General features: G+C 61.2%; 14 protein-coding genes. 9 read left to right on the top strand and 5 right to left on the bottom strand.

Features of this window, described 5'->3' with window-relative positions; translation table 11 throughout:
- Nucleotides 1–106: 106 nt before the first annotated feature.
- Genes K5K89_RS10575 through K5K89_RS10555 form a run of 5 tightly spaced genes read left to right on the top strand, consistent with a single transcriptional unit; the run spans nt 107 to nt 4,203 of the window.
- Complete coding sequence (locus K5K89_RS10575; protein WP_222541359.1) at nt 107–913, top strand: alkaline phosphatase family protein; 807 nt, start codon at nt 107–109, stop codon at nt 911–913.
- The gene (locus K5K89_RS10570; protein WP_071492264.1) at nt 910–1,746 is read left to right on the top strand and encodes an ABC transporter permease; all 837 of its coding nucleotides are present in this window, start codon (nt 910–912) and stop codon (nt 1,744–1,746) included. Before K5K89_RS10575 ends, K5K89_RS10570 begins: the two co-directional genes overlap by 4 nt.
- The gene (locus K5K89_RS10565; RefSeq protein WP_071492263.1) at nt 1,733–2,533 is read left to right on the top strand and encodes an ABC transporter permease; all 801 of its coding nucleotides are present in this window, start codon (nt 1,733–1,735) and stop codon (nt 2,531–2,533) included. The genes K5K89_RS10570 and K5K89_RS10565 overlap by 14 nt, the downstream gene beginning before the upstream one ends.
- Nucleotides 2,530–3,519, top strand: a complete 990-nt coding sequence (locus K5K89_RS10560; RefSeq protein WP_222541358.1) for an ABC transporter ATP-binding protein — start codon at nt 2,530–2,532, stop codon at nt 3,517–3,519. Before K5K89_RS10565 ends, K5K89_RS10560 begins: the two co-directional genes overlap by 4 nt.
- 30 nt (nt 3,520–3,549) lie before the next feature.
- The gene (locus K5K89_RS10555; RefSeq protein ID WP_222541357.1) at nt 3,550–4,203 is read left to right on the top strand and encodes an HAD family hydrolase; all 654 of its coding nucleotides are present in this window, start codon (nt 3,550–3,552) and stop codon (nt 4,201–4,203) included.
- A 65-nt stretch (nt 4,204–4,268) separates the two neighbouring features.
- Here K5K89_RS10555 and K5K89_RS10550 read toward each other — a convergent pair whose 3' ends face one another.
- A complete protein-coding gene (locus K5K89_RS10550; protein WP_222541356.1) occupies nt 4,269–5,231 on the bottom strand; it encodes a zinc-binding dehydrogenase in 963 nt (320 codons plus the stop codon).
- 138 nt (nt 5,232–5,369) lie between these two features.
- On the opposite strand from K5K89_RS10550, the gene K5K89_RS10545 reads away from it, so the two are divergent.
- Both K5K89_RS10545 and K5K89_RS10540 read left to right on the top strand, forming a co-directional pair.
- On the top strand, nt 5,370–7,451 hold the full coding sequence (locus tag K5K89_RS10545; RefSeq protein ID WP_173668602.1) for a carboxy terminal-processing peptidase: 2,082 nt from the start codon (nt 5,370–5,372) through the stop codon (nt 7,449–7,451).
- Between the two features lie 118 nt (nt 7,452–7,569).
- A complete protein-coding gene (locus tag K5K89_RS10540; protein ID WP_071492291.1) occupies nt 7,570–9,339 on the top strand; it encodes a bifunctional diguanylate cyclase/phosphodiesterase in 1,770 nt (589 codons plus the stop codon).
- On the opposite strand, the gene K5K89_RS10535 is transcribed toward K5K89_RS10540, so the two are convergent.
- From K5K89_RS10535 to K5K89_RS10520, 4 genes are all read right to left on the bottom strand, one after another.
- Complete coding sequence (locus K5K89_RS10535; RefSeq protein ID WP_005786715.1) at nt 9,336–9,707, bottom strand: hypothetical protein; 372 nt, start codon at nt 9,705–9,707, stop codon at nt 9,336–9,338. The genes K5K89_RS10540 and K5K89_RS10535 overlap by 4 nt on opposite strands.
- Nucleotides 9,704–10,045: a multiprotein-bridging factor 1 family protein gene (locus K5K89_RS10530; RefSeq protein ID WP_093514451.1), complete on the bottom strand. Its 342-nt coding sequence runs from the start codon at nt 10,043–10,045 to the stop codon at nt 9,704–9,706. Before K5K89_RS10530 ends, K5K89_RS10535 begins: the two co-directional genes overlap by 4 nt.
- A 92-nt stretch (nt 10,046–10,137) precedes the next feature.
- The gene (locus K5K89_RS10525) at nt 10,138–10,596 is read right to left on the bottom strand and encodes a YkvA family protein (protein WP_071492257.1); all 459 of its coding nucleotides are present in this window, start codon (nt 10,594–10,596) and stop codon (nt 10,138–10,140) included.
- A 323-nt stretch (nt 10,597–10,919) separates the two neighbouring features.
- Nucleotides 10,920–11,651 (bottom strand): FKBP-type peptidyl-prolyl cis-trans isomerase, encoded by a 732-nt coding sequence (locus K5K89_RS10520; RefSeq protein ID WP_071492256.1) that lies wholly within the window; start codon nt 11,649–11,651, stop codon nt 10,920–10,922.
- Between the two features lie 258 nt (nt 11,652–11,909).
- Between K5K89_RS10520 and K5K89_RS10515 the strand changes: the two genes are divergently transcribed.
- Both K5K89_RS10515 and K5K89_RS10510 read left to right on the top strand, forming a co-directional pair.
- On the top strand, nt 11,910–13,718 hold the full coding sequence (locus K5K89_RS10515; protein WP_071492255.1) for a di-heme-cytochrome C peroxidase: 1,809 nt from the start codon (nt 11,910–11,912) through the stop codon (nt 13,716–13,718).
- A complete protein-coding gene (locus K5K89_RS10510; protein ID WP_071492254.1) occupies nt 13,715–14,881 on the top strand; it encodes a catalase family protein in 1,167 nt (388 codons plus the stop codon). The genes K5K89_RS10515 and K5K89_RS10510 overlap by 4 nt, the downstream gene beginning before the upstream one ends.
- Nucleotides 14,882–14,934 lie beyond the last annotated feature (53 nt).

Raw genomic sequence — 14,934 nt, 5'->3', positions numbered from 1 at the left:
TATTCAAACTGACACACCGCTATCGGGGGCAAGCCCCCTCCCACACTTGAACCCAGATGCATCAGGAATATCGAGCCAAGTCCATCGTTGCGGAGCGCCTCCCCCCATGAAGCACAATGTCATCCTTGTCGTGCTCGACGGCCTGAACTTCGAGGTTGCGCGGCACGCCATGGGGCACTTGCAGGCCTATGTCGGCGCAGGACGCGCAGCCCTGTACAAACTGGAATGTGAACTGCCCGCCCTGTCCCGCCCGTTGTACGAATGCATTCTCACCGGTGTACCGCCGATAGATAGCGGCATCGTGCACAACAACGTCTCGCGCCTGTCCAACCAGCGCAGCATCTTCCATTACGCCACCGACGCCGGCCTCACTACCGCGGCGGCGGCTTATCACTGGGTCAGCGAGTTGTATAACCGCACGCCCTTTCTCGCCGCCCGCGACCGTCATACCGACGACCCGGCGCTGGCGATCCAGCACGGGCATTTCTACTGGAATGACCACTACCCGGATTCCCACCTGTTCGCCGACGCCGAAAGCCTGCGCCTCAAGCACGCGCCGAACGTCCTGCTGGTGCACCCGATGAACATCGACGACGCCGGCCACAAGCACGGCCTCGACACCCCGCAGTACCGCAACAGCGCACGCTCGGCCGACATCATCCTGGCCGATTACCTGCACACCTGGCTCGACGCCGGCTACCAGGTAATGGTGACCGCCGACCACGGCATGAACAACGACCGTTCCCACAACGGCCTGCTCCCCGAAGAACGCGAAGTGCCGCTGTTCGTGCTGGGCGCTGCGTTCAGCCTGGACAGCCGCGCCGCACCGAAACAGACCGAGCTGTGCGGCACCGTCTGTGAGCTGCTGGGCGTGCCCCACGACAAACCTGTATGCCGGGAGCTGTTGAAATGAACCGAGGCAAATGGCTGGCGCTGCTGTGCCTGGTGCCTTTCGCACTGTTCTTTATCGTGTTCGAAATCGCCCCGCTGGTATGGGTGCTGATCAACAGCCTGCAAACCGAAGAGGCTGGTTGGGGCCTGGAAAACTTCACGCGCATCTTCAGCTCGAAGTTCTACCTGCAAGCCATCCAGTTCAGCCTGGAGATCAGCTTCTACTCCAGCGTGTTCGGCATCATCATCGCCACCCTCGGCAGTTACTCCCTGCGTCGGGTGGATTCGCCGCTGCGCAACTTCGTCACCGCCTTTGCCAACATGACCAGCAACTTTGCCGGCGTGCCCCTGGCCTTCGCCTTCATCATCCTGTTGGGCTTCAACGGCAGCATTACGATCATGCTCAAGCAGGCGGGGATCATTCAGGACTTCAACCTGTATTCGAAGACCGGGTTGATCATCCTCTACACCTATTTCCAGATTCCCCTCGGTGTACTGCTGCTGTACCCGGCCTTCGATGCGCTGCGCGAGGACTGGCGTGAGTCGGCGTCGCTGCTGGGTGCCAACGGTTGGCAGTTCTGGCGACACATCGGCTTGCCGGTGCTCACCCCGGCCCTGCTCGGCACCTTTGTGATCCTGCTGGCCAACGCCCTTGGGGCCTATGCCACGGTGTATGCGCTGACCACCGGCAACTTCAACGTGCTGCCGATCCGCATCGCGGGCCTGGTCTCCGGTGACGTGTCCCTCGACCCGAACCTGGCCAGTGCCCTGGCCGTGGTGCTGGTGGCCCTGATGACCGTGGTCACCGTGGTCCATCAACTGCTGCTCAAGAGGAGCTACCATGTCTCGCGCTGAAGCCGGCCAGGCCTCCCTCTACCACCGCGTGGTGGTGTGCCTGTTGTTTGCGATCCTGGTGCTGCCGCTGATCGGCACCTTCGTCTATTCCATCGCCAGCAGTTGGTCGGCAACGATCCTGCCCGCTGGTTTCACGGTGAAATGGTATGTACAGCTGTGGAGCGACCCGCGCTTCCTGATGGCCTTCGGGCAATCGTTGCTGGTGTGCGTGGGCGCCTTGGTGCTGTCGGTGGTGCTGATTTTGCCGCTGCTGTTCGTGGTGCATTACCACTTTCCCAAACTCGACGCGCTGATGAACATCCTGATCCTGCTGCCCTTCGCGGTGCCGCCCGTGGTGTCGTCGGTGGGCCTGCTGCAATTGTATGGCTCAGGTCCCTTTGCGATGGTGGGCACGCCGTGGATTTTGATCGGCTGCTACTTCACCGTGGCACTGCCGTTCATGTACCGGGCGATCACCAACAACCTGCAGGCGATCAACCTGCGCGACCTGATGGACGCCTCCCAACTGCTCGGTGCCAGCACCTGGCAGGCGGCGATCCTGGTGGTGCTGCCCAACCTGCGCAAAGGCTTGATGGTGGCGCTGTTGCTGTCGTTCTCGTTCCTGTTCGGTGAGTTCGTGTTCGCCAATATCCTCGTGGGTACGCGCTACGAAACGCTGCAGGTCTACCTGAACAACATGCGCAACAGCAGCGGCCACTTCACCAGTGCCGTCGTGATTTCCTACTTCTTCTTTGTGCTGGTGCTGACCTGGGCCGCCAATATCTTGAACAAGGACAAAAGCCAATGAGCTTCGTCAGCGTCCAACACCTGCAAAAAGGCTACGCCGGCACCCCGGTGTTCAGTGACATCAACTGCGAAATCGCCAAGGGCGAGTTCGTCACCCTGCTCGGCCCGTCCGGTTGCGGCAAGTCCACGCTGCTGCGCTGCATCGCCGGGCTGACCTCGGTGGACAGTGGCAAAATCCTGCTGGATGGCCAGGACATCGTCCCGCTGAGCCCGCAGAAACGCCATATCGGCATGGTGTTCCAGAGCTATGCGCTGTTCCCCAACATGACCGTGGAACAGAACGTCGCCTTCGGCCTGCGCATGCAGAAGGTCAACGCCGACGACAGCCACAAGCGCGTGCAGGAAGTGCTGCAACTGGTGGAACTCAAGGAGCTCGCCGGCCGCTACCCGCACCAGATGTCCGGCGGCCAGTGCCAGCGCGTGGCCCTCGCCCGCTCCCTGGTCACGCGCCCGCGCCTGTTGCTGCTGGATGAACCGCTGTCGGCACTGGATGCGCGAATCCGTAAGCACCTGCGCGAGCAGATCCGCCAGATCCAGCGCGAGCTGGGGCTGACCACGATCTTTGTGACCCATGACCAGGAAGAAGCCCTGACCATGTCCGACCGGATCTTCCTGATGAACCAGGGCAAGATCGTGCAGAGCGGTGATGCCGAGACCCTCTACACCGCGCCGGTGGACGTGTTCGCCGCCGGTTTCATCGGCAACTACAACCTGCTGGACGCCGACAAGGCCACCCAGTTGCTGCAACGCCCGATCAACAGCCGTATCGCCATTCGCCCGGAGGCCATCGAGCTGAGCCGCAATGGCGAGTTGGACGCCTTGGTTCGCAGCCACAGCCTGCTGGGCAACGTGATTCGCTACCGCATCGAAGCGCGCGGCGTGGAACTGGTGGTGGACGTGCTCAACCGCTCGGCTGACGACTTGCACCCGGATGGGCAACGCCTGGCACTTTCCATCGACCCCAGCGCCCTGTGTGAAGTAGCCTGAGCAGCGACGATTATTGAGAGAGCGTGACGGATGGCATTGGTAATTTTTGATCTGGACGACACCCTGATCCATGGCGACTGCGCCACCCTGTGGAGCGAGCAGATGGGCCGCCTGGGCTGGGTCGACCCTGAGTCGTTCATGCGCAGGAACAACGAGCTGATGGACGCCTACAGCCAGGGCCAGTTGAAGATGGAAGACTTCATGGACTTCAGCCTCGAGCCGATGATCGGCCGCACGCCGGAGGAAATCGAGCACTTGGTAGAGCCGTGGGTCGAGGATGTGATCGAGCCGCTGATCTATAGCGACGCCACCAAGACCATTGCCCGCCACCGTGCGAATGGCGACCGGATCCTGGTGATCTCCGCCTCGGGCACGCACCTGGTTACGCCGATTGCGGCGCGGATTGGCATTGATGAAGTGCTGGGGATTGAGCTTGAAGTAAAGCACGGCGTGTACAGCGGCCATACTCAGGGTGTATTGACCTACCGTGAAGGCAAGATCACGCGTTTACTGGAATGGCTGGCGCAGGAAGGTGAAACACTGGACGGTGCGTACTTCTATTCGGATTCGCGCAATGATTTGCCGTTGCTGCTGAAGGTGGAGCATCCACAAGTGGTCAATCCGGACCCGGTGCTGCGCGAGCATGCCGAAAAAGCCGGCTGGCCGATCCATCACTGGATCTGATTGAACCGAGATCAAAAATGTGGGAGGGGGCTTGCCCCCTCCCACATTATTAAACGCATTACAATTCAGCTCAGGCTTTCGTCAATCACCAACACCAACTTCCCGGAAATCCGGTTGGTCGCCAACTCGGCAAACGCCGCTTCGGCATCCCTGATCGCAAAGGTCCTGGCCAACTGCGGGCTCAGCCGCCCTTCAACAAACAGCGGCCATACATGCTGGCTCAAGTCGCTGAGCAGGTCGGCCTTGAACTGATCACTGCGGCTGCGCAAGGTCGAGCCCAGCAACTGAATGCGCTTGCCCAGCACCTGGGCCAGGTCCAGTTGCGCGTCACGCCCGCCCATCAAGCCGATCAACACCCAACGACCATCGAGGGCCAGCAGCTTGAGGTCCAGCGCCGCATAGTTGCCACCGACCGGGTCGAGGATCACATCGAACGGACCGAAATCCCGCAACCCTTCGATGCCGTCGGTACGCACCACGCCGCCCTGTGCGCCGAGCTCCTCGCAATAGGTCAGGCGCTCTGCCGAGCCGACGCTGACCCAGCACGGGCTGCCAAACGCCTTGCACAACTGGATCGCCGCCGAGCCCACGCCGCTGGCGCCGGCATGCAGCAGTACCTTTTCACCGGGCTTGAGGCCCGCCAACTGGAACAGATTCAGCCACGCCGCGCTGTACACCTCGGGCAGCGCCGCCGCTTCGACCAGCGACAGGCCTTCCGGCACCGGCAGCACATGGCGCGCATCCACCACCACTTCTTCGGCCATGCCGCCACCGGCGAGCAGTGCGCAAACCCGGTCACCGACTTGCCAGGACGAGCCGGCGCCCACTTCGCTGATCACCCCGGAACACTCCAGACCCAGCACGTGGCTGGCACCCGGCGGCGGCGGATAGAGCCCCGCCCGCTGTAATAAATCGGCGCGATTGAGGCCCGCTGCCGCCACACGAATACGAACTTGCCCTACATCGCAAGTAGGACCGGGTTCTTCCAACCACTCCACATGACCGTCAACGCCTTGCAATGCTTTCACAGTGCCTCCATAGTGAGTCTGGACTGAGCCCGTAGCTGTATCGCCGGGCTTTTTGCATTATGCGACCGGACCATATGGAACCGGCTCCCTCAAAGACGGCCTAATATGCGTTATCAATTGCCCCCGCGTCGAATCAGCATGAAGCATCTGTTCCCCAGCACCGCCCTCGCTCTATTCATTGGTCTCGGCTTCGCGTCGATGTCGACCAATACGTTCGCAGCCAACAGCTGGGACAATCTTCAACCTGATCGCGATGAGGTGATTGCCAGCCTTAACGTCGTCGAGTTGCTCAAGCGCCATCACTACAGCAAGCCGCCGCTGGACGACGCTCGCTCGGTGATCATCTACGACAGCTACCTCAAGCTGCTGGACCCGTCGCGCAGCTACTTCCTGGCCAGCGATATCGCTGAGTTCGACAAGTGGAAGACCCAGTTCGACGACTTCCTCAAGAGCGGCGACCTGCAGCCCGCGTTCACCATCTACAAGCGTTACCTGGACCGCGTCAAAGCGCGTCTGGACTTCGCCCTGGGTGAGCTGGACAAAGGCGTCGACAAGCTCGACTTCACCCAGAAGGAAAACCTTCTGGTGGACCGCAAGGACGCGCCTTGGCTGACCAGCACCGCCGCGCTTGACGACCTGTGGCGCAAACGCGTCAAGGACGAAGTGCTGCGCCTGAAGATCGCCGGCAAAGAGCCCAAGGCCATCCAGGAGCTGTTGACCAAGCGCTATAAGAATCAGTTGGCGCGCCTGGACCAGACCCGTGCCGAAGATATCTTCCAGGCCTACATCAACACCTTCGCGATGTCCTACGACCCGCACACCAATTATCTGTCGCCAGATAACGCGGAAAATTTTGATATCAACATGAGTCTGTCGCTGGAAGGCATCGGTGCCGTCCTGCAAAGCGACAATGACCAGGTCAAGATCGTGCGCCTGGTACCGGCAGGCCCGGCCGACAAGACCAAGCAGGTCGCTCCGGCCGACAAGATCATCGGCGTGGCCCAGGGCGACAAAGAGATGGTCGACGTGGTCGGTTGGCGCCTGGACGAAGTGGTCAAGCTGATCCGTGGGCCGAAAGGCAGCGTGGTGCGCCTGGAAGTGATTCCGCACACCAATGCGCCGAACGACCAGACCAGCAAGATCGTGTCCATCACCCGTGAAGCGGTGAAGCTCGAAGACCAGGCTGTGCAAAAGAAAATCCTCAACCTCAAGCAGGATGGCAAGGACTACAAGCTGGGCGTGATTGAGATCCCGGCCTTCTACCTGGACTTCAAGGCCTTCCGGGCCGGCGACCCGGACTACAAGTCCACCACCCGCGACGTGAAGAAAATCCTCACCGAACTGCAGAAGGAAAAAGTCGACGGCGTGGTCATCGACCTGCGCAACAACGGCGGCGGCTCCCTGCAGGAAGCTACCGAGCTGACCAGCCTGTTTATCGACAAAGGCCCGACCGTGCTGGTCCGCAACGCTGATGGCCGTGTCGACGTGCTGGAAGACGAGAACCCGGGCGCCTTCTACAAAGGCCCGATGGCCTTGCTGGTCAACCGCCTCTCGGCCTCGGCCTCGGAGATTTTCGCCGGCGCCATGCAGGACTACCACCGCGCCTTGATCATCGGCGGCCAGACTTTCGGCAAAGGCACCGTGCAGACCATCCAGCCGCTGAACCATGGCGAGCTGAAACTGACGCTGGCCAAGTTCTACCGGGTTTCCGGGCAGAGCACCCAGCACCAGGGCGTACTGCCGGACATCGATTTCCCGTCGATCATCGACACCAAGGAAATCGGCGAAAGCGCCCTGCCGGAAGCCATGCCGTGGGACACCATCCGCCCTGCGATCAAGCCGGCGTCGGATCCGTTCAAGCCGTTCCTGGCGCAGTTGAAAGCCGACCACGACACCCGCTCCGCCAAGGATGCCGAGTTCGTGTTCATCCGCGACAAGCTGGCCCTGGCCAAGAAGTTGATGGAAGAAAAAACCGTCAGCCTCAACGAAGTGGATCGTCGCGCGCAGCATGCCGACATCGAAAACAAGCAACTCGTACTGGAAAACATCCGCCGCAAGGCCAAGGGTGAGGATCCACTCAAGGAGCTGAAGAAAGAAGACGAAGATGCGCTGCCGACCGAAGCGGAAAAAACCAAGCCGGAAGACGACGCCTACCTGGCCGAGACCGGCCGGATCCTGCTGGACTACCTGAAGATCAGCAAGCAGGTGGCCAAGCAGTAAATGATGGCGATTTAATGTGATCGCTCCTTGGAGTGTCATCATATAGACATCATTCTGTCGTGAAATGAAGGACCGCAGGTTTCAAGCCTGCGGTCCTTTTTTTTCGATCGAGATCGCCATGACCATGACCGAACAGCTGAATGCATTGGGCTCTATCCTGGCTCAAGGCAGTTTGCACAGCCTGTTCCAACCGATCATCTGCCTGTCTGAACGGCGCATTCTCGGCTACGAAGCCCTCAGCCGCGGCCCGTCCAACAGCCCGCTGCACTCCCCCGTCGCCCTGTTCTCCGTGGCCAGCCAGGCCGGACGCCTGAGTGAACTGGAGATCGCCTGCCGCGAAAGCGCGTGCCGGCGCTTCAGCGAGCAGAAGCTACCGGGCAAGCTGTTCCTCAACGTCTCGCCTCAATCCCTGATGGAAACCGCGCACCAACCGGGACGCACCCTGCAACTGCTGCATGACTACGGCATTCCACCGAGCCAGGTGGTGATCGAACTCACCGAACAAACCCCCACCAACGATATCGACCTGTTGCAAACCGCCCTGCATCACTACCGCAACATGGGCTTCTCGATTGCCCTGGATGACCTGGGCGCCGGTTATTCCAGCCTGCGCTTGTGGTCGGAGCTGCGTCCGGATTACGTGAAGATCGACCGGCACTTTATCGACGGTATCCATCAGGATGCGCTCAAACGCGAGTTTGTCGGCTCCATCCTGCAGATCGCCAAGGCGTCACGCGCCCAGGTGATTGCCGAAGGCATTGAGTTGCACGAGGAGTTGGCGGTGCTGACGGAAATGGGTGTGGACCTGGTCCAGGGCTACCTGCTCTGCCGACCACAGGAGCAACCGCCGCAGGAAGCCCGCCTGATGCTGCCCAAGCCCGACAGTTCCAATGTGGCACTGAACGATGAAGGCAGCGACCTCAGCGCCCTGCTGAGCGAACAGCCGGCGGTGGACCAGGATACCGCCACCGCCCAGGTACTCGAAGCGTTCCGCCGCCAGGCCAACCTCAATTCCCTGGCGGTGCTGGACGGGCGTGGGCACCCGATCGGTATTGTGCACCGGCATTCGCTGTCGGATGCGCTGCTCAAGCCGTTCGCCACCGACCTGTTTGCACGCAAGCCCATCAGCCGCCTGATGAGCACCGACTTCCTGGCGGTGGAGTTGAGCCAGTCGCTGCAACAGGTCAGCCGCCTGCTCACCAGCCGTGCGCGGCAACGTATCGAAGAAGACTTCATCATCACCCTCAATGGCGATTACCTGGGTCTGGGCCGGGTGATCGATGTGCTCAAGCTGATCACCGAACGGAAAATCCAGCAGGCGCGCTACGCCAATCCACTGACCCTGCTACCCGGCAACGTGCCGATCCAGCAGTGCCTCACACGTCTTCTGCAACAGCAGCGCGAGTCGGTGATCTGCTACGTGGATATCGACAGTTTCAAGCCGTTCAACGACATCTACGGCTATGGGCGTGGGGATGAGGTGTTGCTGTGCCTGGCGCAGTGCCTGAACGACCGGGTCGATCCCAGCCGTGACTTTGTCGGGCATATCGGCGGTGATGACTTTTTGCTGGTGCTCGGCCCGCAGGACTGGCGCAAGCGGCTCAACCAGCTGCTGGATGACTTCCACACCCAATGCCGGCGCTTCTACCGCGCCGAGCATCTGGAGGCCGGCTGTTTCGTGGCGTTGAACCGCCAGGGCGTGCGCCAGGAGTTTGCACTGCTGTCGCTGTCCATCGGGGTGGTGCATTTGTATCCACAGGCCTGTGGACAACTCGATGCCAGCCAGTTGGCGGAGTTGGCGTCGCAAGCCAAACACCATGCCAAGGATATGGCTGGCTACAGCATCCATGTGATCGACAGCATGGACGCACTGCCCCAGGCGCTTTAAGCCTCGGCGGACTCGGGATACTCGTATTCAAACACCCGCACCACTTCCGAAGCGTGCCAGGAGGCGGCGGCCACGCCATCGGACGGCCCGCTGAAACGCCCCAGGCGCTCCACGCACTCGAAGAAACCGGTACGCGGCAAACGGCTGGCACCCTGGCTGATCACCAGCGAGCTGCGCAATGGCTGCTCGGCCTTGGCGTCCAGCGCTGCCAGGTGTTCCAGGGCAGCGGCCAGGGTTTGCATGGCAGGGGTGGGAAATTGCAGGCGCTCCAACAGCGCGCGGTAGGTCAGCAAATGGCGCTGGCGGCGCGCCTGGTCCAGTTCGTTGAGTAACCCATCCCAGTGTTGACGGCTGATACGTAGGCTCAAGATTCATCCCTCCAACCTGCAACGCCCAATTCCCAGGCCAGGCTGCGGCGGATCGCGGCATCCGGCTGGCGTTCACCACTTTCAATCAATCCAAGATATGACGGGCTGATGCCCACGGTGCGGGCCAGGGTCTCGATCGCCAGGCCTTTGGCTTCGCGCAAGCCGCGCAGGTCGGCGAGCAGGCGCAGATCCTGCGCAGGGGCGGCTTGGGCAGTCGATACGGAAGGAGGTGGCGTAGGCTGTTGCTGACCGGCCGCTTTTAGCAACGCCTGGTACTGATCCCATGGCAACACCGCGTATTCGGGTTCGCCATTGCGTGAAATTATCTGAATATCCATGACTGCCCCGTAGGATAACTGCACTTACTAAGTAAGCTCTTTCCTTAGGAGTGTAATCCTAACAGCCACAAAGGTCGCAGGGGATAGCCAGGTCATGGGTTTTTTTGCGGGTTTTCCTGGGCCAGCAGCGCGGGCGTCGCAGGCAGCCGCTCAACCACGGCGAGCTTTTCCGGACGCTGGGCGTCGCGCCAGGCGCGAAACGCGTTCAGTTCGCCGTCCAGGGTCTTCATGACCCATGCCAGCACGGCAATGTCGTCGAGCATGCCGAACATGGGGATAAAGTCGGGGATCGCATCAATCGGGCTGAGGAAATACATCAGCCCCGCCACCACCGAGATCAGCGCCTTGGGGCTGATGGCCCGGTACTCACCGCGCCAGTAAGCCAGGCACAGGGCCTGGAGCAACCTGAGATCATCCTTGAGCTTGCCCAGGCGATTGCCTTGGCTCGAGCCTTTAGCAGCGACCGCGAACAATAGCGTAGGCAAGCGTCCGCGACCCAGAAGGCGTGCGGCCATGGGCAGGAAACGGGTGAAATTGAACGGTGGTTTCATTCGTCACTCCAGTTCCATATGACATAAAAGGTTATCCACACAAATTGTGGATAACCTTGTGAACAGAGCCTGTTTTCCGGGCTGAAAGCCACGTAATACAAGGCTTGCAGTCAGATCGGGCGTTTTTTGCGCACTGAAAAAAAACCCAAGATTTCATTGACTTGGCGTTGATGTGCGGCTACCCGTACTCGAGTCTTATATCAGACTGTTGCAGGTTGCAGACGTTCGTTTGAATTCGCCGGGCTCTGATGTGGGAGAGGGCTTGCTGACCACAGAAACAACAACGCCCCGTCGAGACGGGGCGTTGTATGTTCAGGCGCCGATTACTTCTTGGCGGCTGGTGCAGCAGGCGCGTCAGCCTTGGCTGGGTCCTTGATGGCCAGCAGTTCCAGGTCGAAGACCAGCACGGAGTTGGCTGGAATCGCCGGGCTCGGGCTCTGCGCGCCGTAGGCCAGGTCGGAAGGAATGTACAACTCGACCTTCTCGCCCACGTGCATCAGTTGCAGGCCTTCGACCCAACCCGGAATCACACCGCTGACCGGCAGGTCAATCGGGCTGCCGCGATCCACGGAGCTGTCAAAGGTGGTGCCGTTGGTGAGCTTGCCGGTGTAGTGAACAGTCACCACGTCGGTCGGCTTGGGCTGGGCGCCATCGCCCTTCTTCACGATCTTGTACTGCAGACCGGAAGCGGTGGTGACGACGCCGTCTTTCTTGGCATTGTCTTCGAGGAATTTCTTGCCGGCGGCTGCCGACTCTTCGCTCATCTTGGTCATGCGTTCTTCAGCACGCTTCTGCAGTGCGGCAAACGCTTCAACCAGTTCGTCGTCTTTGAGCTTCTGCTCTTTTTTGCCGACGGCATCTTCGATGCCCTGGGCTACCGCTTTGGAATCCAGGTCATCCATGCCTTCTTGGGCAAGGCTCTTGCCCATGTTCAGGCCGATACCGTAGGAAGCTTTCTGCGCCGGGGTTTTCAGCTCTACGCTGGTCTGCGAATCACAACCCGCAAGTACCAGGCTAACCAGGGCCACCGCCGCCGCCAACCGATGCTGTTTCATGCTATTTCCTTGTTCATGCGCCAAAAGGGCATTCGAATAAAGTCGCGAGCTTATCAGGCGGCCACGACCAATGGCTACCGGCATGTGAGCAGGAAACTTCCGATAAGTTCACGTGTTTAAAAGCATTTTCATTCATGATGCAGGGCCGCGACGGGTCGTGGAGCCACCTACTACCAGGCTCATGGCCACTTGCCGCCCTTGTGGCGTAGTGGCATAACAACGCGACCACTCGACAAGGCCGAGACAAGGATAGCCATCTTGCGCATTTTTTCCCGTGTTTTACTCCTGATATTCGCCATGTTGGCCCTGGTGCTGGCCGTGGTGCTCTATTACACCATCAACCCCAAGCTGCCGGACTACGTGCCTGTGGAGCAGGTCCACTACCAGGACCAATGGAGTGCCGCCGACCGCCAGACCTATTACTTCACGCCCCAGGGCACGCAAGTGAAAGGCCTGCACTACGACTGGTTCACCGCCCTCGAACTGCCGTTTTCCGAGCAACGTTTTGCCACGCCCGACTACCTGGCGCGCTTCGGTTTCCTGGTCGACCCCAGGCAGGTGCCCACCGTGCAAAACCCCGGCAACTTGCCCGTGGGTTTCGCCCGGCATAAAAACGCCGGCAGCAACGTTGAATACCTGGATATCACCTGCGCCGCCTGCCATACCGGCGAGCTGCACTTCAAAGGCCAGGCCCTGCGCATCGACGGCGGCTCGGCCCAGCATGTACTGCCCTCCAGCGTTCCGACCCTGCGCGGCGGCAGTTTCGGCCAGGCGTTGGTCGCCAGCCTCGCCGCCACCTACTACAACCCGTGGAAGTTCGAGCGTTTTGCCCGCCAAGTGCTCGGCGATCGCTACGACGCCGAACACAAACAACTGCGCCAGGACTTCAAGCAATCGCTGAACCAGTTCCTCAAGGTGGCCTGGAATGACACCCATCGCGGCCTCTACCCCACCGAGGAAGGCCCGGGCCGCACCGACGCGTTTGGCCGTATCGCCAACGCCAGCTTTGGCGATGCGATTTCCCCCGACAATTATCGCGTCGCCAACGCGCCGGTGGACTACCCGCAGTTGTGGGACATCTGGACTTTCGATTGGGTGCAATGGAACGGTTCGGCCCAGCAACCCATGGCGCGCAATATCGGTGAGGCCCTGGGTGTCGGCGCCACGCTGAGCTTTTTCGACGCCGCCGGCCAGCCGCTCCAGGGCGATGCACGTTACCCGTCCAGCGTCCGCGTGCGTGACCTCAACCTCATCGAAGAAACCCTGCAACGCCTCAAGCCGCCGACCTGGCCCGAGGAGCTGTTCGGCGCCATCGACAAGCCCCTCGCCGCCCAGGGCCGTGCACTGTTCGCGGAAAACTGCGCCGGCTGCCATGTGCCCAGCGTCACCCAGGAACACGGCCGCCCGGTGCAGGCGCTTAAAATGCTGCCGGTGGACTACATCGGCACCGACCCCGGTACTGCCAGCAACATTGCCGACCAACGCTACGACCTCAGCGCCCTGCAATGGGACCCGGCGGAACTGGCCACACTCAACGTCGAGCTGCACCCGACGCCGACCGAACCGCTGGACGTGAAAAAGATGTCCGTGGCCAAGGGCCTGGCCTACGTCACCGCCTTTGTCGAAGAGCATGCCTACCGTGCCGCCGGCGTGACCCCGGCCGAGCGTCCGCGCCTGGATGGCTACGGCTTGCCCATCGGCGTGCGCGAGCTGCGGGCCTATAAGGCGCGGCCATTGGCTGGCGTATGGGCTACGCCGCCGTTCCTGCACAACGGTTCGGTGCCGACGATCTATCAATTGCTCTCGCCTCAGGACGAGCGCAGCACCACCTTCTATAAAGGCACCTTCAACTACGATCCGCGTCATCTGGGCTTCGAGACCGGTGCGTTCAAGAATGCCTTCCTGTTCGATACCAAAATCACCGGCAACCACAACAGCGGCCACGAATTCCGTGCCGGGCAACGTGGCAATGGCGTGATCGGCCGTTACCTGCAACCGCAGGAACGCTGGGCGCTGCTGGAATACCTCAAAGTGCTGGGCGGCCCGCTGGAGCAACAACTGCCATGATGATTCGATCCCCCTACGACCGACCTTCCCTGCTCGCCCGCCTGTGGCTGCGCATGGGTGCGTTTCTCGGCAAGACCTTAGTCTGGCTGGTGGGCCTCGGCCTGCTCGGCTGGCTGGCCGCCACCGCCTGGTATGCCTGGCAGCACAGCGGGCCGGTATCACCGAATGAGCAGGTTCCGCCCGGCGAAGCGGCGATGACCCAGGGCATCATCCAGACGGCGGTGCGCATCGTCGACCAGCACCGCGAAGGCACGCGCTATCTGCGCGACGCCCACGCCAAGGCCCATGGCTGCGTGAAGGCCGAAGTCAGCGTAATGGCCGACCTCGATCCGGCGCTGCGCCAGGGCGTGTTTGCCGAGCCGGGCAAGACCTGGCAGGCGCTGATACGGCTGTCCAACGGCAACGCCTACCCGCAGTTCGACAGCATCCGCGATGCACGGGGCATGGCGCTCAAGCTGTTGGACGTGCCGGGCAAGCAACTGCTGGCCGACCAGCAGACCCGCACCGAACAGGACTTCGTGATGTTCAGCCATCCGAACTTCTTTGTCAGTGATGTGGCGGAGTACGCACAGAACATCGGCGCCCAGGCGGATGGCAAGAAAGTCCTGGCGTTCTTCCCCAAGGTCGACCCGCGTACCTGGCAGGTCCGTCACCTGTTCATCGCCCTCGCCACCCTGGCGCCGGCACCGGCGAGCCCGACACAGACCACGTACTTTTCGGTCTCGCCCTACAAGTTCGGCGCGGCCAACGCCAAGTTCCGCGTGGCCCCCGACCCACAGAGTTGCCCGGAATACGCACTGCCCAAACAGAATCAGGACCTGCCGAATTTCCTGCGCAGCGCCTTGAGCCAGCAGTTGTCTACCGATCGCGTGCCGGCGTGTTTCGTGCTGCAGATCCAGCGGCAGAACCCGCAGAAATTCATGCCCATTGAAGACACCAGCATCGAGTGGAAGGAAAGCGACGCGCCGTATGAGACGGTGGCCAAGGTGCGGATCCCGGCGCAGGACTTCGATACCCCCGAGCAGAACCTGGCGTGCGACAACCAGTCGTTCAACCCCTGGTTCGGCGTAGCAGAGCATCGCCCCATCGGCGGCATCAACCGCTTGCGCAAGGCGGTGTATGAAGCGGTCAGCGATTACCGCCACAGCCGCAACGCCCCGTAAAAAGTGCGTAACAATAGGCCCGCCCGCATAAGGATTGCGTCGGGTCTATTGAG

Origin of the sequence: Pseudomonas sp. DR208 (genome assembly GCF_019823005.1) — a bacterium.
In the GTDB taxonomy this organism is placed as follows: Bacteria; Pseudomonadota; Gammaproteobacteria; order Pseudomonadales; family Pseudomonadaceae; genus Aquipseudomonas; species Aquipseudomonas extremorientalis.
Note: the sequence above shows the minus strand (reverse complement) of the source record. Positions and strands in the feature narration are given on the sequence as shown.